The sequence below is a fragment of the Pseudovibrio sp. Tun.PSC04-5.I4 genome (genome assembly GCF_900104145.1).
Classification (GTDB): domain Bacteria; phylum Pseudomonadota; class Alphaproteobacteria; order Rhizobiales; family Stappiaceae; genus Pseudovibrio.
The window spans coordinates 4,022,371-4,045,161 of record NZ_FNLB01000006.1 but is presented as its reverse complement, the minus strand read 5'-3'; the positions used below and the strand labels follow the sequence as shown (position 1 = coordinate 4,045,161).

The window sequence follows — 22,791 nt, the reverse complement described above, 5'->3', positions numbered from 1 at the left end:
GCCTCATTCAATTGGCTCTTGTTTAATTCCGGCTCTGATAAGAAACCGGAATGGTTTCTGCGTCATCCACGAAATCAGGCACCACACCCAACATCGGTGCAATTCTGCGGATAACAGATGCTGTGGTTGGCGTCGCATTCCACCCGGCTGTCGAGTAGCGTTGACCTTCCACTTTTTGCGGCTCATCCAACACAATCAAAACAAGGTATTGGGGGTTAGACATGGGAAAAGCAGACAGGAAGGAATTCAGATAAATACCCTCTGCGTAGCGGCCGTCGACCACTTTCTGTGCCGTCCCTGTCTTTCCACCAACATCGTAACCCGGCACCGCAGCCCGGCGACCTGATCCACGCAACACGTTTTCACGGTTAAGATATCGAAGAATTTCGCTGGTTTCAGGAGCCAGAACTTGTTTCGCTATCTTGTCCGCCTGCTCAACAGTGCGTGGCAGAAAAGTTGGTTGGAGGTACTTACCGCCATTCACCAGAGCAGCACCAGCAACGGCCATCTGAAGCGGGGTCACGCCCAAACCATGACCAAAAGAGATGGTCATTGCCGCAAGTTCACTCCACTTTGGAGGAAGCAAAGGACGCGCAACACCCGGCATTTCCGTTTGCAACTTCTCTGTCAGCCCGATCTTCTTCAAAAACGCTTTTTGAGCAGGAATACCCGCCTTCTGCATCATCTTGATAGTGCCGATGTTGGAAGAATAAATGAAAATTTCAGGCACCGTCAGAACCCGGCGTTTACCGTGGAAATCATCAATCTTCTGACCCGCAATACGGATAGGCTTTGTGGCATCAAAACTATCCTCCAGCTTCACCTTGCCGCTATCCAGCGCCATTGCAACAGTAATGCCCTTAAAGATAGAGCCCATCTCATACACACCGCCCGTAACACGGTTCATACGCTCCGCCTCAAGCGCTTGCTGACGGTTGTTCGGATCAAAATCCGGCAGTGAGGTCATGGCGATAACTTCGCCAGTATCCACCTTGAGCACCACACCCATAGCCGCTTTGGCTTTGTAGTACTCCATGGACCTAAGCAGCTCATCTCGCACCGCATGCTGGACGCGCAGATCAACGGAAAGCCGAACCGGCTCCATAGTACTATCCTGCGTAAAGCCAAGGTCCTGAAGATCCTTCAGCCACGCCTGATCAACGTATTTCTCCATGCCGGAAAGGCCTTGGTTATCTACGTTCACCGTACCTAGAATATGGCTGACAGTTTGCCCACCGGGATAAAACCGTTTGTTGCTCCTACGAAAGCCAACCCCTGGCAGGCCAAGGCCATGGATCGCCTGACGTTGCTCAACAGTGATCTCACGCTTAAGCCACGTAAACAGCGCATTGCTTTCAAGACGTTTCTTGATCGCAGGCGTATCGAGTTCAGGCAAAACAGAGATCAGCCCGTCAAACACTTCATCGGTGTCTGGAATTTTGCGTGGTTCCGCATAAAGCGCAGCACTCTTGATATCGGTCGCAAGAATTTCTCCATTGCGATCAACAATATCAGGGCGCGATTGCGTACCACTGTTTTGAGCTGCCAAAAACCGCTCAGCCGGATCGCCATCCTGCAAACCAAGCAGAACCAGACGGCCCGCAATTGCTCCGTAAACACCAATGAAAAGCACCATGGCAAAGAAGATACGCGAGCGTCCGGGCCCACGTAGCCGGATCGCACTCGTGCCATGTTTTGGACTGGACTTAGACCGCCGCAAAAAGGAGCTGTCAGCTATTCTGGCCACAAACCCCTCCTATTACTGTACGGATGTGAAGCGACTGGCGTATCCGCTCATCGCATCTGCAGAAACCGGCTCCATGAGCACAGGTCTAACGGGCAACGCTTTCAGAGTTGTAATCTGCTCTGCGCGCAACGGCTCTAACTTCAAAATATCATTATAACGATCAACAATACCCTGCAGGCGCCCCGGTTGGTTCAACACACTCCACTGCGCTTTGTAGTAGCGGATTTCGTCCTTTTCCTTAGCGATCTCGTTAGAGAGCAGGCGCACCTGATCCGCTAGGTTTTCGTTGGACATTTTAATGTCGTAAACAACCGCAGCACCAATAACCACTGCAATAACAAAGAACAGATTGACGAAGCGTAGCATAATAAACCTAGCCCCCTAGTCCGTGGAATGATGCCAGACGTGGAACGCCAGCAGCATGAATGTCTAATGTTCGCTCAGGAGCTGGCAACCGCCGTGCGGCACGCAACCGCGCGGAACGCGACCGAGGATTATCAAAGATCTCCTCAGCACTAGCGTCCTGATTACCCTTAACAATGAACTCAAAGGTTGCAGGAGGAACCTCCAGCTCCGGCATGTGGCGCGAGCCACCCGCAATGGTCCGGCACCGATCAGCAAGAAACCGCTTCACAATACGATCTTCCAGGCTGTGGAACGTAACCACAACCAATCGCCCGCCCGGACGCAAGATCCGCTCAGCCGCAGCCAACGCACCCGCGGCCTGATGTAACTCACCATTCACATAGATGCGCAGCGCCTGAAAGGTTCGCGTTGCAGGGTGAATGCCAGCTTTTTTCGGATTGCGTTTAACAACCTTCTCAATAACACGAGCAAGCTCCAGCGTTGTCTCAAACGGCTTTAATTCCCGTGCCTGACAAATGGCATGTGACACACCGGAAGCCCGCTTTTCTTCTCCAAGCATACCGATGAGGCGCGTCAAATCTTTACGCTCCATCTGGTTGACCACATCCGCAGCACTTGGACCATCCTGCGCCATGCGCATATCCAACGGCCCATCATTGCGGAAGGAAAATCCACGCTCAGCCTGATCTATCTGCATGGAAGACACGCCAAGATCCATCACAACGCCGTCGACAGCATCATAACCAAGGTCCCGTGCATGATCGTCCAGATCAACAAACTGCCCATGCACCAATTGCAGCCGCCCATCAGACGCCTGCTCCAAAGCACGACCATCCCGGATCGCATCCGGGTCACGGTCAATGCCAATCACTTTGCTTCCCGCATCAAGGAAAGCCCTGGAATAACCACCGGCACCAAACGTGCCATCAATAATCACATCACCCGGGGCGGGGGCCATTGCCTCCCGCACCCGTTCCAGAAGGACTGGGATGTGACGCGCTGGTCCGCCAGCGATATCGGATTTGTCTCCGTCGCCGCCCGTCATCATAGTGCCCCTCCGGCTGTTGCCCCTGGCACTCCGCCAGACGACAATACAGCAAGCGCCCGCTTCATGGCCTCGTCGCGGTGCTTGCCAAACTTTGTTGGTTCCCAAATTTGGAACTTAAACCCCTGCCCCACGAAAGTTACTTCACCATCAATACCGGTGTGGTTGCGGATCATGTCTGAAAGAACAATCCGGCCATCACGGTCAATCTTAAGTGTTTCACTCGCACCATAAAGCGCGGTGGACAGAGCATCGTACTCCATTGAAAGCGTCGAAAACGCATCAAGTCGTTTCTGGATTTCAGCTGTCAAACCATTCCCGCCAGCATCGACAGCTCCTTGAAAAGGAGATGGGAAACAATAAAGCCCTTCAAAGCCATCCTTCGCCAACGCCGCACGGAAGGGCGCAGGGATCGATACACGACCCTTGGCATCCACCCGGTTGGTGAAGTGCGAAACAAAGCTAGCCATTGGTTCCCTCTTCAAAGAGCCAGATCTCCACGATCTAACAACTGCACATCAATAGTTCCGCCAAACACTCGGTAGGTCAGCGCTAAAATCAGGCAAAAACAACAAGATTACTGAAGTACACACCGGAATACTCCGGGAACCTATGGGATACCATGGGATCACATGGGACGTCAATGAACACGCCCTTCCAAATCGAAAGGAATGCCCCTTAACATCTGCTAGTTATCACCAATTATGGTAAACAAAGTATTGATAAGACTTTACGCAGGGATTTCTGTGACTTACACGTATTTCAAGAGCTGATACAACCCTAAGTACTCACAGTTTTTATAAATAATGTAGAAAGAAATATGGCCTGGCGACCCTAGGGTTTCAACCTACAGGCCAAAGGCATTTGATCCACATCCCAGTTCAGATCGCGAGATTCCATGGGCTCATCCGCATGTGTGGGGCAAATTTCCATGATTGCCCAGAACCAACATTCTTTCTGATTTGAAAAGCATGAAGAAGCAGTCACGCGGCCGCACATTCTTGGTTGTTTTTGCGTGCGACCGTAGGAGACTGCAAAATACGCGCAGGAAGAAGCCAGCTTCCCGCGCGAGTGATCTAACGAGCAACGCCCAGATTCACGAGATAATCAGCGCCCTTACGAAGCTTGGTTTCATCCATCACCTCAATAATCAGCCGTGGATTGCTCTCCAGCTTGCCAAGAGCTGAAAAAACCGGCTCCCACGCAATAGCCCCCTCGCCCGGGTTCCAGTGCCGGTCTGCATAGCCATCAACATCCTGAATATGCAGATGCTCCAGCGCGTTACCTGCTGATTTGATGAAACAATCAACCGGAGGCGCCCCATGGGAAACATGCATGTAATGCGCGTGCCCGGTATCGATGGAAACAGCAAGCGCCTCACTGTTGAAGCTCTTCACGATATCAAGACGAAAATCGGGATCCAGATCCTCGATATTCTCCAGCACCATAACACAACCAATATCTTCGGCCTTGGCAACAGCACCCTTCAGGTTCGCATGGATCATATCCAGCTTCACCTGACGCGCACCATCATAGGTAGCAAGGTTGTTGTGATCCCAAATCGTGTAGGGGCTATGAATAACCATATGGTCACCACCCATCTTGGCACAGGCATCAAGCCCTTTGTCCAAGCGCTTACGCACCACCTCCTGAAACAAGGGATCACCCGCAGCAAGATCCATATTCCAGAACGGGCCGTGAATACCCACACGGCCTTCATGCCCATCAAGAAGCTTTTTTGCGTCAGCAATCAACTCATCACAGCCGCTATCCAGCAAGCTCCAATTGTGAAAATCCTGAAGTTCAAGATCACGAGGCAGCTCCAACAACCAATCACGATGCTGGGCGAGATGTTTAACGCACATTGCTGCGCCTAACACTGGCAAATCACTCATGCGGCAAATCCAAAATACGGCCTGACAGGCACTACTGTTTGTAATGCCAAGGCCAATACACAGCTTGCATGTCAAAGGCATTACAACAAAAGATCATCGCACAATGTCAGCTCAGAACCTTCAAATCTACGTATTTTTGCAGAGTAAAAACGAGCATCAACAGAATAAATATCGAAGAGAATTCCTCCGTTGATGCTGCCTCGTTCAACATACGAATGCTACCTGCCCTGAGTGCCGATTGAGGCGGTCGTTGTGCTGCGCTTGCCAATCCAGATACGTGAACTCAGTGCAACAATTGCCATTCCGGCAAGCACCGAAGAAACAACCTGAAATGTACCGGTAAACCCGATGGCTGCGATCAGTGGGATACTTATGAAAACAGAGAGAAACTGACCCAAAAAGACTGAGGATGTCAGCACACCCCCTGCCATACCTCTGCGGATACCAGGTGCAATTTGCAAGGCAATCGCGGGGAAATTGGGCATAGCAAGTGCATAGCCTGCTCCCATGGCAGCAACACCGATAAACACGGCATAGGTTTCCTGAACCGTTAGGGTAATCAAACCCAGCGCCATAAACCCGTACCCAAGCGCAAAGGCCCCGCTATACCCGATCCGCGCCTTAAGTCTTCCGTACATCAGCGCTGCGGTACCGCCGCTGAGCATCAAAACACCAAGACCTGCGCCTGTCATGCTTGCACTGTCAAATCCACGGGCTTCCAGAAAAAACGGCAATTGCGTCGGCATCAGGAAGAAAATCATATTCGTCAGCATTTGTAGAACGGCCAGCGCAGCTAACATCCACGCCCATGCAGGATGCCCATCGGTTTGCACCTGACCTGTGCTCTTCGCTTTGGCCTTATGTGCGCCCGGCTCCACAATGTAGCGCCACAAAAACGGCAGATAAAGGAGAGCCAAACCATAAACCGCAAATGGCAGCCGTGGAGAACTAACAGCAAGGAACCCAGCCAAGGAGATGAAGAGGAACCCACCAAAGTTGCGGGCAGAGGTTTGCAACCCCATCAGGGAACCGCGTTGATTGCCCGTAAAATAATCTCCAATAAGAGCCGTCTGCGCCGTCATCACCATAGCAACCGCAACGCCCAGCCCCAGCCGACTAATCAACATAGACTTGAGACTTGGAAGAAACAGGCCTGAGCTACCGGCAACGATGAAGAGACAAACGCCAACCAGCAACAACGCCCGCCGTCCATAGCGATCCGCAATCAACCCAGCCAGCGGAGCAAAGATCACAACGGTCAAAGAGGGAGCCGATACGAGCAACCGCGTCAAGAAAGCCGCATTAGGCTCATTCATGAACATCTTCTCCAACCCTGCCAAAGCAGGGCTGATGGTTGCATTTGCCATCACTGTAAGGGTAGCTGCCATGAGCAGCGCGATCGCTCTGGGATCCCGCCAGACCTGTTGTTCAGGCCCTGTTTGGTGTTGTTTCATTTTTGTATTCCTCTTGCAAAATTGCTCAGTTGAAGTCAGGATACGACTTGAAGTCAACTTGAGGTCAAGTATGAAACTGTTGGATATTGGAGAAATTGCAGAACGCTCCGGCGTGAAGCCCTCAGCCCTGCGTTATTATGAGGAAGTTGGACTGATTCAATCCGTGACCAGGCATGGCCTCCGACGCCAATATGAGCCGCACGCCCTCATGAAGCTTTCACTGATTGCTCTGGCGAAATCTGCGGGCTTTTCACTCGCTGAAATTGCCGGAATGTTTAGTGAGAATGGGAAACTTCAAATCCCACGAGAAGACCTCCGCGCTCGGGCGGATTTAATTGATCAACAAATCAAAGAGCTGACAGCGTTAAAAAACGCACTGCACCACGTCGCTGATTGCCCGGCACCATCCCATCTGGAATGCCCCTCCTTCCAACGCCTGATCAAAGTCGCAAGCAAAACGAAGTCGGCAAACAAAAAACCGCTGACCAAATAACCAGCGGTTTCCATAACTTCATCGAAAGAGAGCAATCAAGCAGCTGGTTTTGCAACGCGCTCAACAAGCTTTAGGCAAACCTGTGTCGCCAGTGCCATATCCTGAACGCTGATCCATTCAAGCGGACCATGAATTTCCTGCATACCGGTGAAGATATTTGGCGTGGAGACGCCTTTTGCCGTCATCGCAGCTCCATCAGTTCCACCGCGAATTGGCTTGGAGGACACGGTAAGCCCAACCTCTTCAAACGCAGCCTTCGCAAGATCAACCGGGGTCATATCATCGCGCAGCCAATGATGCATGTTGCGATATTGCTCCCTAACTTCGCAGGTGATTACAGCCCGCGGTTCTGTCGCCTGCACAGCTGCACACACCTGCTCCAGAAGATCCGCTTTCGCTTCAAGGCCTTCCAGCTCAAAATCACGCAGCACAAAATGCAACTCAGCTTCAGCCGCCGTGCCATGCATGTCGCTCACAAAAATGAAGCCTTCACGTCCATCCGTTGTTTCCGGTGTCATTATCGCGTGCGGCAGCGTGGAAATGATCTTGCCCGCCAGATGCAGAGCATTAACCAGCTTGTCCTTCGCATAGCCCGGATGCACAGAAACGCCAACGATCTTAACAACGGCCCCATCAGCGCCGAAATTCTCATAGTTCAGCTCACCCACTTTGCCGCCGTCCAGCGTATAGGCAAAATCAGCACCCATCGCTTTTGGCAGATCGTCATGGACACCGCGACCGATCTCTTCATCCGGCGTAAAGGCAATGCGCAGCTTTCCATGAGGAATCTTAGGATGCGCCAGCAAATACCGTGCAAGACACATGATGATCGCAACACCGGCCTTATCATCCGCACCCAAAAGTGTGCTTCCACTGGCCGTGACGATGTCATCACCAATCTTGTCTCCCAGATACGTGGAGAATTCTGGAGAAAGCATCAGTTCAGGCGCATCAGGAAACGCGATTGGAGACCCATCGTAATCACGGTGAACGCGCGGCTTCACACCAACGGCATGATATGCAGGAGCCGTATCCACGTGAGCCAGCAAGCCAACAACCGGCACATCACCCTCAACAGTTGCTGGAATTGTCGCAAGCACAACACCGTAGTCAGTCAGCTCAATGTCAGACGCGCCAATTTCCATCAGCTCCGCACGGAGTATGCGCTGAAGATCCAACTGGATTTGCGTGCTCGGGGACGCATCGCACGTTTCATCACTTTGCGTATCAACGGCAGCATAACGCACCAAACGCTCTTCAAGCTCTCTATCGAATTCAGTTCTCATCACATGTCTCCTTGTTACCTCCTGTTTGGGGGAGGCAATCTGGAGTTTCAAGAAGGAAGGGCGGAAACGCACAGAAGTGCACCGGTTTTGTAGAGCACTGCCGACAATCATAGATTGACGATGTACATCACCACGACCGATAGTCAGGCCATAAAATTTTGGAGATAAATGTGACAGATATCCCTGTGCTCGATAAAATCTTAGATACTTCAAACGTTTGGGGCGACGATCTCTTAGGGCGAGCTAATGATGCTGAGTTTCTCGAAGTTTTCCTACTTGGGCAGACAAAGCACAACAAGGGAAGTTTCGTCCTAAACATCGATTCTAGTTGGGGAGTTGGGAAAACATTTTTTCTTAAACGCTTCAAGCAACAGTTAGAGATTTCGGGACAACAAGTTGCTTTTGTGAACGCTTGGGAAGATGACCATACAGATGATCCACTCGTTGCCGTCATGTCAGAAATTCAACGCACAATTGAAGAAGATGAGAGCTTTTCCGATGAGGCCAAACGTTCTTTCAAAAACACTCTCTCATCCATGGGAAAGCTCTCTTTTTCCTTTGTAAAAGCGGCTGCCAAACATCAACTCAAAAAGCACATAGGGGAGGCTATTGATACTTTTGATACAGAAGAAGAAAGTGCCTTTGACAAAGGCGGAGACGAACTGATCAACGGATTGGAAAACTTTGCTGCCGCTTCACTCGAAAATTTTAAAAGTAATCAAAGCGCTATTTCATCTTTCAAAAAACAACTCGCTGCTGCCATCACCCAAGATAAAGACGGGAAGACCCAACCGTTCTTTGTATTCATTGACGAGCTAGATCGATGCCGCCCAACCTACGCCATTGAGCTTCTAGAACGGATCAAACACCTCTTCGATATTGAGGGACTTATTTTTGTTCTCGCGACAGACACAGGACAATTGGCAGAGTCTGTTAAGGCAGTGTATGGCAGTGGCTTTGATGGCAAACGCTATCTTCAGAGATTTTTCGACCAGACCTATAAGTTTGAACCTCCGAAACTAAGAGCAAGTGTTGATGCTGCTTTAGCGGCAACGAGCTTCAATACAAGTGCATTGTTATCGCTTGATGGTGTGGAACTGGGAGAAATAATAACAAATGGTCTGGAAGCTTACCAAGTAAGTACCCGCGAAGCTTTGAGAGCTATCGACCTGCTGAAAATTTGTACTCAGGCATGGCCCCACCAAGACATTCAAATTGTAACCTTCGTTATTTTGCCAATGATTGTGGCCCATCTCAAAGGCGAGCAGATACCAAAGTCAGAAGATGATCTAAAAGATCACCCCGTACTCACATTTACCGACAAAAGCCACTACGAATGGATTCTGACATCACCCAATAATTTCGAAAATACCATTTCAGCTCACCAAATGATTGAGCAGTTTTTTAATGCTGCGAGAGACATTTCTAATATTCAAGCTCCACCTTCGAACAAAGAAAGACATTGGTCTAGTTTGCCAAAATTCAACCTACGCAGGGAATGTCAGAAAAGATTTCCTCACGGGTTAACCCAAGGACAAAAAGTACCTTCATACATCCTCGATTACCCTGCACTCATCCGCAGCGCGGGGCGATTAGTTCCAAAATAGAAAAAATACCAGTCGGCCTATAAGCCGGGTTTTGTAAGGCACAGGCTTTAACCCCTGTACGCGACGGCAATTCATCTGGGACGCCCATTACTGGACGCCTCTAGCGACCTACCCGGGCGGTCAGGTCTGAAAACGTGACTGGAAGTAAACTTCCGCGCCGCCCCTATTCGGTCTTGCTCCCGGTGGGGTTTACCATGCCGTTTTTGTTGCCAAAAACGCGGTGGGCTCTTACCCCACCCTTTCACCCTTACCAACGCATGCGCTGGCGGTATACTCTCTGTGGCACTTTCCCTAAGGTCACCCTCGCCGGACGTTATCCGGCACCGTGTTTCCATGGAGCCCGGACTTTCCTCCACTGCGGCCTTTCAGCACTTGCAGCAGCAACCGTCCGGCCGACTGGTCCGCATCAAGTACGGAGCTAGCCGGAAAAGGTCAAGCAAAGAATTACGCTTACACAGCCTGCCCTGCGCAGTTCATCGCCTCAATCAAGGCTGTCACAAACCCTAGTCTCCTTCGTTCATCCGCTTCTGCAAAACCAACAATCAAGCCTTTAACCGGCTCACCAAGGTAAAAACCAGAAAGTGGATTAACCCCATACCCCTGCGCGTTCATGTAATCAGCGATCTCGACATCATCGCAATACTCTGGCAAGTACAGCGGCATTTGCAAACCACCCGTGGGCATCGAAACCCCAATTTGATTGCCAAACCGCTCCCCAATCAGCTTGCAAAGAGCGCTGCCATTTTCATGATAAGCACTGCGGATTTTATTCAGATGCGCTCGAAAATGACCGCTCTCGATAAAATCAGCAAAGGCAAGCTGAACATGCACATTTGCAAGTGCGCCCGATGTCCGCTGCGCCATCGCCAGATCAAACACATGTGCTTTGGGCACCACAATATAAGCAAGGCGAATACCGGGCATCAATGACTTGGCAGAGGTGCCGATATAGATCACCGGACTGTGCGCACTGAGCCCCTGAAGCGCCGCAATAGGCCGTCCCTCAAACAAAAACTCGCTGTCATAATCATCCTCAAGGATCACCGCACCTTTTTCACTGGCCTGTTTCAACAGAGCCAGCCGCTCAGTCATCTCCATACGTTTGCCAGTTGGGTATTGATGAGAGGGCGTCACGTAAATGAGCGAAGCGCGTTGAAACTGCTCACTCTCGGTCAGAGGTTGAACATCCAGTCCGGCAGAAACAAAGGCGGATTTTGCGCCCAGATACCCCGGTTCTTCCAGCAAGGCCACATCGCCCTCCTCAGAAAAACACTGAGACATCAACGACAGCACAGACTGAACACTGGGGAACACAAGGATTTGCTCTGGCGCGCAGATCACACCGCGTTCCTGTGCCAAGTATTGAGCCAACACACGCTGAAGCTCAGGCAACCCGGAGGCATGTTCATAGCCAAGCGCATTCCCGCTCAGCATCCGTGCAGCCCTGCGTAAACTTCGCGCCCATTGCTCCTTGGGAAACAGCTCTTTCGAGGGTTCGCCCGGCTGCATATGCGCTCCACGACCTGTCGCGCAATAATAGCGATGGTTGGTGGCAAATCGCTTTCCTCGTGAGGACAAAGGCACAACACCCTCTATGTTCTCCTCTTTGAGGGAAGACCGCTCTACCACCGGCAAAGCAACAACCTCAGGTCGCGCACCAGAGCGCACGTCCACTAAGCCTTCAGAGCGAAGCAAGTCATAGGCTGTATTCACGGTATTTCGAGAAACAGATAGGCCAATAGCCAGTTGACGGGAGCTTGGTAAGCGCTCCCCTTCAGGAATGCGACGCGCAAGGATCGCCTCCCTATATTGCTGGTAAATCTGGCTGGAAAGCGGGGCATTCTCCTCACGAGATATTGCAACCACATGCTCAAACAAACTGGCACCCCAAACTAACATTAAGCGGATCTATATTTAGGACCAGTTTTGCAGAGAATACACAGGAACACAACGCGCCTCACTGATTCAAATCAGTAGGAACGCACGAATTTAAACGGAAAACCCAGCAAACAGAAGAACCTGCGAAGGTGCATTCCATTTGCTGGGCCAACTGGTCCTATATTGCCGACTTTGCTCAAAACCGAGGACCAGAAGCGGTTAAGAAAATGACAGATGATACGATGACAATCGCCAAGGCTCCGATTTCAGAGCCTCAAAGCACTAAACCACCCAAGTATGCCCGTGTGAGAAACAGTCTCCGCGCTGAGTACGATTGGGAGACAATCCAACCCATAATGGAAACCTCGCTGGTGGTTCATGTCGGCTTTCTGGATGGAGATCGCCCAATCGTAATTCCGATGGCCTTCGCAGTAATTGAACGCACCATCTATATCCACGGCGCAAAAGCTGCCCGCATCGTGAAAAAGACGTCCGATAGCTCACCTGTATGCCTCACCTTCACGCATGTAGATGGCATCGTTGCTGCACGCTCCGCTTTCCATCACTCCGTGAACTACAGAACAGCCATCATTCACGGCAATGCCCGTGTGCTAACGGATGAGCAGGAAGCTTACGACGCGCTCAAAGCGGTAACCGAGCATCTGCTTCCGGGTAGATGGGAGGAAGTTCGCCCAATGACGCCGAAGGAACAGGCTGCGACGGGTGTCATAGCCGTGGAGATCGAACACGCTTCTGCAAAAATCCGCCGAGGTGCCCCCATTGATGATGAAGAGGATTACGCGCAACCCTATTGGGCGGGCGTTATTCCTGTCACCACATCCCTTGGGCAACCGTTAGATGATGGAAAAATCTTGGAAGGCGTAAAAATCCCCGGCTCCCCAGCAAAGGCCGCACAAAAGTTCGCGTAATTTTCGAGAAATTTGTCTAAAATTTTAAGAATTGAGATGGTTGACTTTGCCCGGTCAACCATCTCTATGTCCCTGCAGACAGACTGACCTAGGGTCAGACATTCGTAAAATTCTATGAAATTTTGTACAAGAACTTACCGTTCCTGGTCCGAAAATGCAACATGCACTTAGCTGCGAGCGATAATGGCCTTAACGCGCTTACAGTACTTGGCGCTTACTCGGTTCATTCTTTTTGCGTAGTGACCAGCATTGTAGCGCAAGATTGTGCCACAGAGATCACCGCCCGCACGTTTATATGCACCAGCGAGATACTTCATTCCCCATTCGAGGTTATTTTCAGGAGAGTAGAGGTTTCTTGTCGATCCACGGTAGCCCATACCACGTGCTGTAGAAGGCTTAATTTGCATCAGACCAACTTCACCAGCACGGCCTCGTGCTTTTTCATTGAAGTTACTTTCCACTTCAACCACGGCCTTAGCAATTGATTTTGGGACGCCGTGTTTTTTGGCTTTCTTTTCAATCATCTTAACGTAGCTAGATTTCTTTGTCGCTGCCGCAGCTTCATCAGAAAAGACGCTTGTATTCACAACTCCGCCGAGCATTACACTTAGCGCTAGAGCTGGAATTACTACAATATTTTTTATCTTTGTGAGGTTCATCTTCATTTCCTGGCAATCATGTTTTGAGCAGGAGTGTTTATCTTCAGAAGATGCGACGAAATTCAGACGATGCTGATCACGAAAAGTTACAATTTTAATGTTTAAAAACTGGCATAAACCCCGGTTCATGGCAAAAAAGAGACCACCGTATGTCACGGTGGCCACATATATGGATTCATTTAAGCAAAGGCTTCATCTTCCCCTAGGGAATGCATTCATAAAACCACTAAGTGATAACAGTCATTTTCATGATATATCAATGACATCCATCACACTCAGTCGATTTTTAGCTTTTTAAGGAGGCTATGCAGGGTCGCTATGCTTTGCGGATCTGCAATCCCATCCACTTTGCTGGGTCTAAAATGGCGCTGAAACGCTTCCATCGCATACCGTGTTTTCTCATCAAATACACCATTTACAAGAACATCATACCCATAGAGCCCCAACAGCGATTGCAGAGCTTCAATAGGCTGGCCTTCATCGCCTTCCTGAAAGAAGCTGGACCCATCAATATCGACTGGTGCAAGGTAATGGCCCACGCCAGCCTCTGCCAACTGACTCCATGGGAAATGCTTTCCCGGATCCTGCTTACGGGCAGGAGCAACATCAGAATGACCAAGAACACGTTCCGGAGCAATGTTGCGACGCGCGCAGATATCCTTCGCCAGCGCAATAACAGCTTCGATTTGCACCTCAGGATAAGACTGTGTGCCCGTCTTCAGATCCCCGAGGTTGGAAATCTCAATACCGATACTGCGGGAGTTTAGATCCTCTTCGCCTTTCCAGCGAGAAACCCCAGCGTGCCACGCTCTCCGGCTTTCTGGCACCATCTGAGTAACAGTGCCTAGCTCATCAACGAGATAATGACAGGACACTTCTGAGCGAGGGTCACACAACCACGAAACAGCCTTCTCGGCACTTTCCATAGCTGTGTAATGCAGGATGAGCATATCAATCTCACCAGCACATCGCTCATTATGATTAGGGGAGGGGCGAAGGCGCGCAGGCACTGCGCATTCAGTTTTAACGCTCATATTCCTCGTTCTGCACAAATCTGCGCATACGTTTTATTAGTGAAGCCAATCGTTATTCCGTGCGACCCAAAATTCAATTCGAGAGGTGTCAAACAACATAACCACCGCAAAACAGATTCATACCTAACAAATCATTTATTAAACCGAGTAGTCTGTTTCCTTTGGGTTTTAAAGCACATGCAGCACAAACTAACGTGGAGCCAACAACGATAATTCCATTGCCACTCGATATTTAACCCTGAAAATACAAGCAATGAAAACATATGGGTAATGTTTTCCGGATAAATTGATTATCAATTATGTACACATACCGGCAACAACAACGATCTTACAGTTGCCGGGTGCCAATGCGCAAATTTTTCTTGCGTTTCGGGATGGGGATTTTCAAGTGGAAACTATACCTCCACATCGCAAAATATTATACGCCACCATGGTTGTTGCTGTTTTGGGCGCCATTGCTATTAGTTTTTATGCCATTGATCAGGCAACTTTATTTCATTTATTCAAAAGCGAAGCACAAAAAGACTTTGAAGCAGCAGAAGAAATAATCGCAAAATATAAGCCCTTTGAGGCACCTACAATTCAAAAGCCACAGTTACAATCAAACCCTTCCCCGCTAAGCTTTGGCTTACGTGGTTCTAGCATCGCTCTCACCTCTGAACTTGTCTCCCCAAGTTGGAAGCTTCCCCCTAAAAGAGCGATAGCTGTAAAACAAGCACTCTCAGAGCGGTTTGAAAATTTTGAATTACTGGTGCTCAACGTTCCTGGCCGTCCATTGGCAGTTCATCCTCGTGATATGACCACACAGCGGGTGGATGAAATCCTGTCAGATCCCGCCGCTTATGATGCTTGGCATTCCTCCTTCAATTCAGGTGAATTGCAGATCTACTCCAATTTCGAGTGGCTGGATTGGAAGATCCCGAGGTTTGGCGTAATCGTTCCCTACGTAAATGAAGCAGGAAAACCACGCGGCGGCTTTATCTTCTCTGTCGATCCAAACCTCAACACGATCGTTTTTCTGGAAGTAATCGCGTTTGGCTCCGCCTTTGCCTTTCTTTTGGTCATGGTCGTCGCGCTGGTTTCCATCATGTTTGCATGGAAAGGCCTGCATGATCGCTGGAAGACCTCCAAGACCATCCGTTTTCTGGCGCACAACGATCCCCTTACACACTTGCCAAATCGCGCTGTCTTCTCTGACGAACTCAACAAGGCTTTGCGCAAGGCCTCTATCACCGCTTCCAATGTCTATGTAATCGCTATCGACATCGACAAGTTCAAGGATGTCAACGATAACCACGGCCATGCTGCAGGTGATACTTTCCTGCAAATCATCTCCGACCGCCTGCGTTTGGTCTTTACTGACCACCTTGTCTCTCGTTTGTCTGGTGATGAGTTTGCAGTGATGATTGAAGGGGATTACACCTACCACGACGTTACTGTCCTTGCCCAGCGCGCGCTTGCAACCACCAATCCAAACTGCACCATTGATAGCAAAGAGATTCAGATTTCGTTCTCTATGGGTATCGCACAAGCAACTGACGCGGCATGGAGATCTTCACGCTTGCTCCATTGTGCTGACCTTGCCCTTTATCGTTCCAAGAACGGGGGCCGCTCGACATATACGTGGTATGAATCCAGCATGGACGAGGAGCTGGAACGCCGCCGCGAATTGGAAACCGAAATGATCCGAGCTCTAAAGCTCGATGGATTCTCTGTCGTTTATCAGGCACAGGTTGGCCTTGCAGACAACAAACTCAAAGCTTTTGAGGCTCTGCTCCGTTGGGTACATCCTGAAAAAGGCCGAATTTCCCCCGAAGTCTTCATTCCAATCGCTGAGGATACCGGTTTGATCGAAGCATTGGGTGAGTACGTGCTGAAGAAAGCATGTACCGATGCAGCTGCTTGGGCGGATCCAACACTAAAGGTGGCAGTCAACTTCTCACCGGCCCAATTTAAAACCGGCCTCATTGAGCAAAAAATCTCAGAAGCCCTTGAAGAGTCTGGCCTTGCCCCTGAGCGGCTCGAGATTGAGATCACCGAAAGCTTGCTGATCGCAGACACAAAGAGTGTGGTGAAATCACTCAAGAAGATCAGTAACATGGGTGTATCCATTGCAATGGATGACTTTGGGACAGGATATTCCTCATTGAGTTACCTCTCCAGATTCCCGTTTGACAAAATCAAGATCGATCGCACCTTCATCATGAACATCGGTAAGGATGCTCATACAGATGCAATTGTTGCAGCCATTATCGGTCTGGGTCGATCTCTGGACGTGCTGATCACAGCTGAGGGCGTGGAAGAGGAAATTCAGGCTCAGATCTTACGGGCTGGCGGCTGTGACATTGTTCAAGGCTATTATTTCGGAAAACCTGCAAATGTGGACCCCGCCAACCCGCACGCAAACATCCGGTGTATATGGGGAACGGATGACGCCAGATTGATCGAAGCAGCCTACGCGGGTTGACCCTCTTAAATAGGCCTAGCGGAAATAGCAGGATATCTCTGGAGGCTGACTGTACGTTACCTTGACACAACTGACCCGCTAGTCGGGCTTGCTTTGTGAGGTAGATATGGCGAAGAAGAGCACAACCACACCGGATGAAATGAGCGAGCAAAACGATCTTGCAGAAATTGCTCGTCCATTCCATTACCTCTCATTCTTCCAACTTCTTCAATCACTCATAACCGCTCTTCTTCTGGGCGTAGCAGCACTCATCTCACTGGAAGTACTCATGTCTCCCATTCCGGAAGAAGCCCTCAAGCCATTGCTGGTGTGGCTTGGTCTGGCTTTTTTCTTTGTAGTGATCATCGTACCAAGAAACTTCACCGTCGGTTTTCTCTGCGCAATGCTGTGTCAGCTCATCGCATGGCGGATCGCATCGCTTTATTATGCCTACCTATTAAGCTGGCCGCTGGCTTTTGTGTTTTTCATCAATCTGATGTGGTTCCTCAGCACAATCCAGCGCAATTCCTTTGAAACCGCAGGCCGCGGCCTCACTTTGTGGCAATGGCAACTGACCTTCTTCAGAATGCTGGTCGGCTTTATCATGGTGCCGCACTTCACCGATAAACTCTTTGCAGGCCCCTTACCATACATGGAGCACATCGAGTTCTTCTCCCTGTTGGGTTTCCAAAATCCAGGAATGATCATTGATGCAGCCGGCCTTGCGGAGTTTGCAATCGCCATAGGTGTTGGTTTAGGGCTCCTTACTCGCCTATCTTGCTTCCTCGGGGCAGCCTTCATACTCTTCGCAGCCTCCCTAAGCGGCGCGCTGGAGCATGGCTTTGTATCATTCGCCACTGCTGTCTCCTGGGAGCTACCTTTGATCCTGTTTGCGTCCTATCTCAGCTTTACAACAACAGGAGCTGGAGAGTTCTCAATTGATGGAGCACTGCGCAGAACAGGCAAGATGCCAGTGTGGATCAAGCTTCTAATGGGCGATACAGCACTCGCTCAAAATGAAAACATCGACTGATGTACAGAAACCAAACGATCTGCTCCAGCAACACTACATCGCTGCAGCAGATCGCGCCGCCTGATCATAATGACCTGAAACAGATCGCAAGATAGAAGCCAGACGGGAGAGTTCCACCTCATCAAGTCCCAGTTCTTTCACCGGCTTAACCAGCAAGGCGTCACGCAACTGTTTATAGGCACCACACAAATCATGGCCCGCCTCGGTGATTTCAGCGGTCTTCTCTTTCCCGCGCTTACCAGATCGGATCAATCCCGCCTTCTCCAGCTTCTTCAAAGCATAGGAGACTGTGTGCGTGTCTTCGATGTTGAGCACAAGGCATAGGTCAGCCTGCGTTTTAGGGCGCTCACGGTGATTAACCGAATGTAAGACCAGAGTTTCCAGTGAAGACAGCCCCTCCTGCCCCGCCGCAGCCATACACCGCACCATCCAGCGATGATAAGCGTTCACCATCATCGTCACAGCAAACTCAATCTCAGACAGCGCAGGCAACTCGCCTGAAGCAAGATGAGATGATGAAACGACGGGCCCAACCCCAAACGCCGCAATATTCTTATGGTTCACCGTATCACTCATATTTGACCGCGCCTCCTAGCCAACAAGAAACCGTAGATTTGATCGCCCTCAAATCGTCCAATGTCAATAACTTAAGCCAGATTGACCGGCAGTCATCAAAAACAGCACCACCATACCCAAGCTCCAAATTATCACATACCCCTTCTAATGGACCGCCATAAACACATTGACAATTTATCGACATTTTGTAGATGTATCACAGTACACATATTGAATAGCTTTGTTTTGAGGGCACTTATTATGACGGTAGGCAACTGGGATTTTTGGATCGATCGTGGTGGCACATTCACTGACATCGTAGCCAGAACACCAGAGGGCAAAATTCGCGCCCACAAAGTTCTCTCCGAAAATCCAGAAGCTTACAAAGATGCCGCAATCCAGGGCATCCGCGATCTGATGGGAGTGGCAAAGGATGCCCGTATCCCATCCGACCAGATCGCGACTGTCAAAATGGGCACTACAGTTGCCACCAATGCCCTGTTGGAACGGAAGGGAGACACTACGCTTCTCCTCATCACCAAAGGGTTTCGCGACGCCTTAGAGATCGGATATCAGGCTCGTCCCGATATCTTCGCAAAAGAAATCATCAAGCCTGAACTCCTCTATGATCAGGTCTTGGAAGCAGATGAACGCGTCCGGGCAGATGGCACCGTTGAAGCTGCTCCAAATCTTGACCTGCTGCAAAAGCAACTAGCGCAGGCTTACGAGGATGGTATCCGTTCTCTGGCAATCGTATTGATGCATGCCTACGCCTACCCTGAACACGAGAAGCAGATCGCGGCAATTGCGAAGAAAATCGGCTTCCCGCAAATTTCAGTCAGCCATGAAGTCTCCCCTCTCATGAAGCTGGTGGGCCGCGGTGATACCACCATTGTCGATGCGTATCTTTCGCCAATTTTGCGTCGCTATGTTGATCAGGTTGCCAGCGAGCTTGATATAAAAAACACCGGCTGCCGCCTCATGTTCATGCAATCCTCCGGTGGGTTGACGGATGCCTCTCTCTTCCAGGGTAAGGACGCAATCCTCTCCGGTCCTGCTGGCGGCGTTGTGGGCGCAGTTGAAACCTCCAAGATGGCGGGTTTTGAAAAGCTCATCGGCTTCGACATGGGCGGAACGTCAACTGACGTCTCCCATTTCGACGGTGAGTTTGAACGCGCCTTTGAAACCGAAGTCGCTGGCGTTCGTATGCGCGCTCCTATGATGATGATCCACACCGTTGCAGCTGGTGGTGGCTCTATCCTCCACTACAAAGATGGTCGCTTCCAGGTTGGTCCAGATTCCGCTGGCGCAAACCCCGGTCCAAAATGTTACCGCCGTGGTGGTCCGCTCACCGTGACCGATGCCAACGTGATGACCGCCAAGCTCAACCCAGACTACTTCCCGAAGATCTTCGGCCCGAACCAGAACGAACCTCTGGCGATTGATGACGTTAAAACCGCATTCAACACCCTTGCCAATGAAATCGGCAACGGCAAAACCGGCGAAGAGGTTGCCGAAGGCTTCCAGAAAATCGCTGTTGAGAACATGGCCAACGCCATCAAAAAAATCTCCGTCCAGCGCGGCTACGACGTTACCGAATACGCCCTCACCTGCTTTGGTGGTGCTGGTGGCCAAAGCGCCTGCATGGTGGCGGACAGCCTCGGCATGAAAACCGTAATCGTACATCCGCTTTCCGGCATCCTGTCCGCTTACGGCATGGGCCTTGCGGATATCCGCGCAACCCGCCAGCAGGCCGTGGTGCGCGAGCTGAACACTGACAACCTGCCCGCTCTGGACAAACTCGCGGCTCGTCTTGCCAATGAGGCAAAAACCGAGGTCGAAAATCAGGGTGTTCCTGAAGACGAACTCACCCTCATACCGCGCGCTCATCTGCGTTATGATGGAACCGACACCCCGATTGCCGTGGAGCTGAACACCAAAGACCTCGCTGCGATGATTACTGCGTTCACACAAAACCACATCAAGCAGTTCGGCTTTGCCTATGAGAATAAATCCATCGTAGTCGAAGCGCTGGAAGTCGAAGCAATCGGCGGTGGCGCTGATTTGCAGGAACCAGACCTAGCGACCTCCCAAGATACTCCGGTTATAGCTCAACAAACCCAGTTCTACGCCGATGGCCAATGGCAGTATGCCGCGGTTCTCAAACGCGATGCATTCCAACCGGGCATGAGCTTGCAAGGTCCTGCCCTTATCATGGAACCACACGCAACCATCGTTGTGGAACCGGGCTGGTTGGCGGAAGTCAACATCAAGAACCACATCATTCTCACCCGCAACATACCGTTACAGCGCAACATGGCGCTTGGCACCACGGCTGATCCTGTGATGCTGGAGGTGTTCAACAACCTCTTCATGTCCATCGCAGAGCAAATGGGCGTGACGCTTCAAAACACCGCCTATTCGGTCAACATCAAAGAGCGTCTGGACTTCTCCTGCGCCGTGTTTGACCAGAACGGCGCGCTGGTTGCCAACGCTCCGCACATGCCGGTGCACCTTGGCTCCATGGACCGTTCCGTTGAGGCCATTATTGCCCTCAACAGAGGCACCATCAAACCGGGCGATGTCTACGCACTTAACGCACCTTACAACGGCGGCACACACCTGCCAGATATCACCGTTGTCTCTCCGGTGTTTGATGACGACAACACCGAAATCCTGTTCTGGTCCGCTTCCCGTGGTCACCATGCAGATGTTGGCGGCTCCGCTCCCGGCTCCATGACCCCGCTCGCCACCGTGGTGGATGAAGAAGGCGTGTTGATCGACAACTTCAAACTGGTCGATCAAGGCGAGTTCCGCGAAGAAGCGTTGGTTGAGCTGCTCACCAACCACAAATACCCGGTGCGCAATGTTCATCAGAACGTCGCTGACCTGAAAGCCCAGATCGCCGCCAATGAAAAAGGCGTTCAGGAACTGCGCAAGATGACAGACCACTTCGGTCTGGAAACTGTGCAAGCCTACATGGGCCATGTGCAGGATAACGCAGAAGAAAGCGTCCGCCGTGTCATTGAGGCACTCTCTGACAGCTCCTACGAATACCCAACCGATCAGGGCTCAACCATCAAGGTCAAGATCACCGTTGATAAGGCCAAGCGGGAAGCCACCGTTGATTTCACGGGCACCAGCGCAATGCAGCCCAACAACTTCAACGCACCAGAACCTGTCACCCGCGCGGCGGTGCTCTACTGCTTCCGTGTGATGGTTGAAGGCCACATTCCAATGAATGCAGGCTGCCTGCGGCCAATCAACATTGTGGTGCCAGAAGGCTCCATGCTGCGCCCGCATTATCCGGCGGCGGTTGTGGCGGGTAACGTGGAAACCTCACAGCACATCACCAATGCGCTGTTTGCAGCACTGGGCGCCATGTCCAACTCGCAAGGCTCCATGAACAACCTGACCTTCGGCAACGATACCTACCAATACTATGAGACCCTGTGTTCCGGCTCTCCTGCTGGTCCGGGCTTCAATGGCACCGATGCTGTTCATGTCCACATGACCAACTCTCGCCTCACGGACCCGGAAGTGCTCGAATTCCGCTACCCTGTGCTGCTGGAGGACTTCCACATTCGGAAAAACTCTGCTGGCAAGGGCAAATGGTCTGCTGGTGAAGGTACCTCCCGCACCATCCGCTTCCTTGAAAAGATGGACTGCGCGATCCTCGCCTCTCACAGAACCATCGCCCCCAAAGGCCTACAGGGCGGGGAAGACGGCCAGATGGGCCGCACTTATGTGCGCCGCAACTCAGGCCAGATGGAAGAGCTAAAAGGCTGCGACCAGACCATTTTAGAAGCCGGCGAAGCCATCACAGTCATCCCCCCAACCAGCGGCGGCTGGGGCAAAGCTGAATAACGTCTGTTTGACGCCAACGAAACACCAAACGCCCGGCTATATGTCGGGCGTTTTTTATGAAGAAGCCTCAACCACTCACACACCCAAATCAAAACACAAACATCACCGCATGGCATTCCATGCAGTGTTGTGTTTGAGAACCCGGAGAACGGGAGGGGTAAGGCGAGCAGGCAAGGCCTGCGCATAAGTGTTAGATACGAGTCTTCGGCATCGGCTGATCGCCTTACCCGGACGTTTTTGCATGAAACAAGGCCATCCCCAAAAGGCGTTGAGAGCAGTTGCAGACACCCTTCAGGTTGACCAGCATCCACCTGGTCCCTGCATTGTTGACTATCAGGGGGTGTTTCAACGGACCCGCCGAAAGATGCGTTACCTCTTCCGGTAGCCCCGCCCAGCCCACGCCGCACTGACGGACGGCCCGCCAGCTGCCCGGTTACGTGAGCACTCCATAAAGATAGGGCAGATCTACCCAAGGGGGATAAGATTTTGAAGTCACT

17 protein-coding genes and 1 other RNA gene are annotated in these 22,791 nt (G+C 51.0%); 6 read left to right on the top strand and 12 right to left on the bottom strand.

Annotated elements, in window-relative coordinates; genetic code table 11:
- Positions 1 to 22: 22 nt before the first annotated feature.
- The 6 genes from BLS62_RS24040 to BLS62_RS24015 form a co-directional block, all read right to left on the bottom strand.
- Positions 23 to 1,747 carry a peptidoglycan D,D-transpeptidase FtsI family protein gene (locus tag BLS62_RS24040; protein WP_093187193.1) on the bottom strand — a complete coding sequence of 575 codons (1,725 nt, stop codon included), beginning with the start codon at positions 1,745 to 1,747 and terminating at the stop codon, positions 23 to 25.
- 12 nt (positions 1,748 to 1,759) lie between these two features.
- Entirely contained in the window at positions 1,760 to 2,113 is a 354-nt protein-coding gene (locus BLS62_RS24035; RefSeq protein ID WP_093187191.1) for a cell division protein FtsL, read from the bottom strand.
- Positions 2,114 to 2,120: 7 nt separating this feature from the next.
- Positions 2,121 to 3,158 carry a 16S rRNA (cytosine(1402)-N(4))-methyltransferase RsmH gene (gene rsmH, locus BLS62_RS24030; protein WP_208991248.1) on the bottom strand — a complete coding sequence of 346 codons (1,038 nt, stop codon included), beginning with the start codon at positions 3,156 to 3,158 and terminating at the stop codon, positions 2,121 to 2,123.
- A complete protein-coding gene (locus tag BLS62_RS24025) occupies positions 3,158 to 3,628 on the bottom strand; it encodes a division/cell wall cluster transcriptional repressor MraZ (protein ID WP_093187186.1) in 471 nt (156 codons plus the stop codon). The genes rsmH and BLS62_RS24025 overlap by 1 nt, the downstream gene beginning before the upstream one ends.
- 606 nt (positions 3,629 to 4,234) lie before the next feature.
- The gene (locus BLS62_RS24020) at positions 4,235 to 5,053 is read right to left on the bottom strand and encodes a sugar phosphate isomerase/epimerase family protein (protein WP_093187183.1); all 819 of its coding nucleotides are present in this window, start codon (positions 5,051 to 5,053) and stop codon (positions 4,235 to 4,237) included.
- A gap of 218 nt (positions 5,054 to 5,271) precedes the next feature.
- Positions 5,272 to 6,507 carry an MFS transporter gene (locus BLS62_RS24015; RefSeq protein WP_093187180.1) on the bottom strand — a complete coding sequence of 412 codons (1,236 nt, stop codon included), beginning with the start codon at positions 6,505 to 6,507 and terminating at the stop codon, positions 5,272 to 5,274.
- 70 nt (positions 6,508 to 6,577) lie between these two features.
- Between BLS62_RS24015 and BLS62_RS24010 the strand changes: the two genes are divergently transcribed.
- Positions 6,578 to 7,000 (top strand): helix-turn-helix domain-containing protein, encoded by a 423-nt coding sequence (locus tag BLS62_RS24010; protein WP_093187177.1) that lies wholly within the window; start codon positions 6,578 to 6,580, stop codon positions 6,998 to 7,000.
- 35 nt (positions 7,001 to 7,035) lie between these two features.
- Here BLS62_RS24010 and pepT read toward each other — a convergent pair whose 3' ends face one another.
- A complete protein-coding gene (gene pepT, locus BLS62_RS24005) occupies positions 7,036 to 8,286 on the bottom strand; it encodes a peptidase T (RefSeq protein ID WP_093187174.1) in 1,251 nt (416 codons plus the stop codon).
- Between the two features lie 170 nt (positions 8,287 to 8,456).
- Here pepT and BLS62_RS24000 point away from each other — a divergent pair, with 170 nt between their 5' ends.
- A complete protein-coding gene (locus tag BLS62_RS24000) occupies positions 8,457 to 9,893 on the top strand; it encodes a KAP family P-loop NTPase fold protein (protein WP_159436568.1) in 1,437 nt (478 codons plus the stop codon).
- Between the two features lie 4 nt (positions 9,894 to 9,897).
- Here the strand turns inward: BLS62_RS24000 and rnpB are convergent.
- Both rnpB and BLS62_RS23990 read right to left on the bottom strand, forming a co-directional pair.
- Positions 9,898 to 10,293, bottom strand: an RNA gene (gene rnpB, locus BLS62_RS23995) — RNase P RNA component class A.
- 50 nt (positions 10,294 to 10,343) lie between these two features.
- A complete protein-coding gene (locus BLS62_RS23990; protein ID WP_093187169.1) occupies positions 10,344 to 11,792 on the bottom strand; it encodes a MocR-like pyridoxine biosynthesis transcription factor PdxR in 1,449 nt (482 codons plus the stop codon).
- Between the two features lie 206 nt (positions 11,793 to 11,998).
- On the opposite strand from BLS62_RS23990, the gene BLS62_RS23985 reads away from it, so the two are divergent.
- Positions 11,999 to 12,700 carry a pyridoxamine 5'-phosphate oxidase family protein gene (locus tag BLS62_RS23985; RefSeq protein ID WP_093189528.1) on the top strand — a complete coding sequence of 234 codons (702 nt, stop codon included), beginning with the start codon at positions 11,999 to 12,001 and terminating at the stop codon, positions 12,698 to 12,700.
- Between the two features lie 167 nt (positions 12,701 to 12,867).
- On the opposite strand, the gene BLS62_RS23980 is transcribed toward BLS62_RS23985, so the two are convergent.
- Both BLS62_RS23980 and BLS62_RS23975 read right to left on the bottom strand, forming a co-directional pair.
- The gene (locus BLS62_RS23980; RefSeq protein ID WP_093189525.1) at positions 12,868 to 13,365 is read right to left on the bottom strand and encodes a lytic transglycosylase domain-containing protein; all 498 of its coding nucleotides are present in this window, start codon (positions 13,363 to 13,365) and stop codon (positions 12,868 to 12,870) included.
- Between the two features lie 269 nt (positions 13,366 to 13,634).
- Positions 13,635 to 14,393: a peptidoglycan recognition protein family protein gene (locus BLS62_RS23975; RefSeq protein ID WP_093187167.1), complete on the bottom strand. Its 759-nt coding sequence runs from the start codon at positions 14,391 to 14,393 to the stop codon at positions 13,635 to 13,637.
- Between the two features lie 388 nt (positions 14,394 to 14,781).
- On the opposite strand from BLS62_RS23975, the gene BLS62_RS23970 reads away from it, so the two are divergent.
- Positions 14,782 to 16,860, top strand: a complete 2,079-nt coding sequence (locus tag BLS62_RS23970) for a putative bifunctional diguanylate cyclase/phosphodiesterase (RefSeq protein WP_208991068.1) — start codon at positions 14,782 to 14,784, stop codon at positions 16,858 to 16,860.
- A gap of 106 nt (positions 16,861 to 16,966) precedes the next feature.
- Positions 16,967 to 17,872, top strand: coding sequence for a DoxX family protein (locus tag BLS62_RS23965; RefSeq protein WP_093187164.1), 906 nt, complete (start codon positions 16,967 to 16,969; stop codon positions 17,870 to 17,872).
- Positions 17,873 to 17,905: 33 nt separating this feature from the next.
- Here the strand turns inward: BLS62_RS23965 and BLS62_RS23960 are convergent, their stop codons facing one another.
- A complete protein-coding gene (locus tag BLS62_RS23960; RefSeq protein ID WP_093187162.1) occupies positions 17,906 to 18,448 on the bottom strand; it encodes a winged helix DNA-binding protein in 543 nt (180 codons plus the stop codon).
- 240 nt (positions 18,449 to 18,688) lie between these two features.
- Here BLS62_RS23960 and BLS62_RS23955 point away from each other — a divergent pair, with 240 nt between their 5' ends.
- Positions 18,689 to 22,294: a hydantoinase B/oxoprolinase family protein gene (locus tag BLS62_RS23955; protein WP_093187159.1), complete on the top strand. Its 3,606-nt coding sequence runs from the start codon at positions 18,689 to 18,691 to the stop codon at positions 22,292 to 22,294.
- The last annotated feature ends 497 nt before the right edge of the window (positions 22,295 to 22,791 follow it).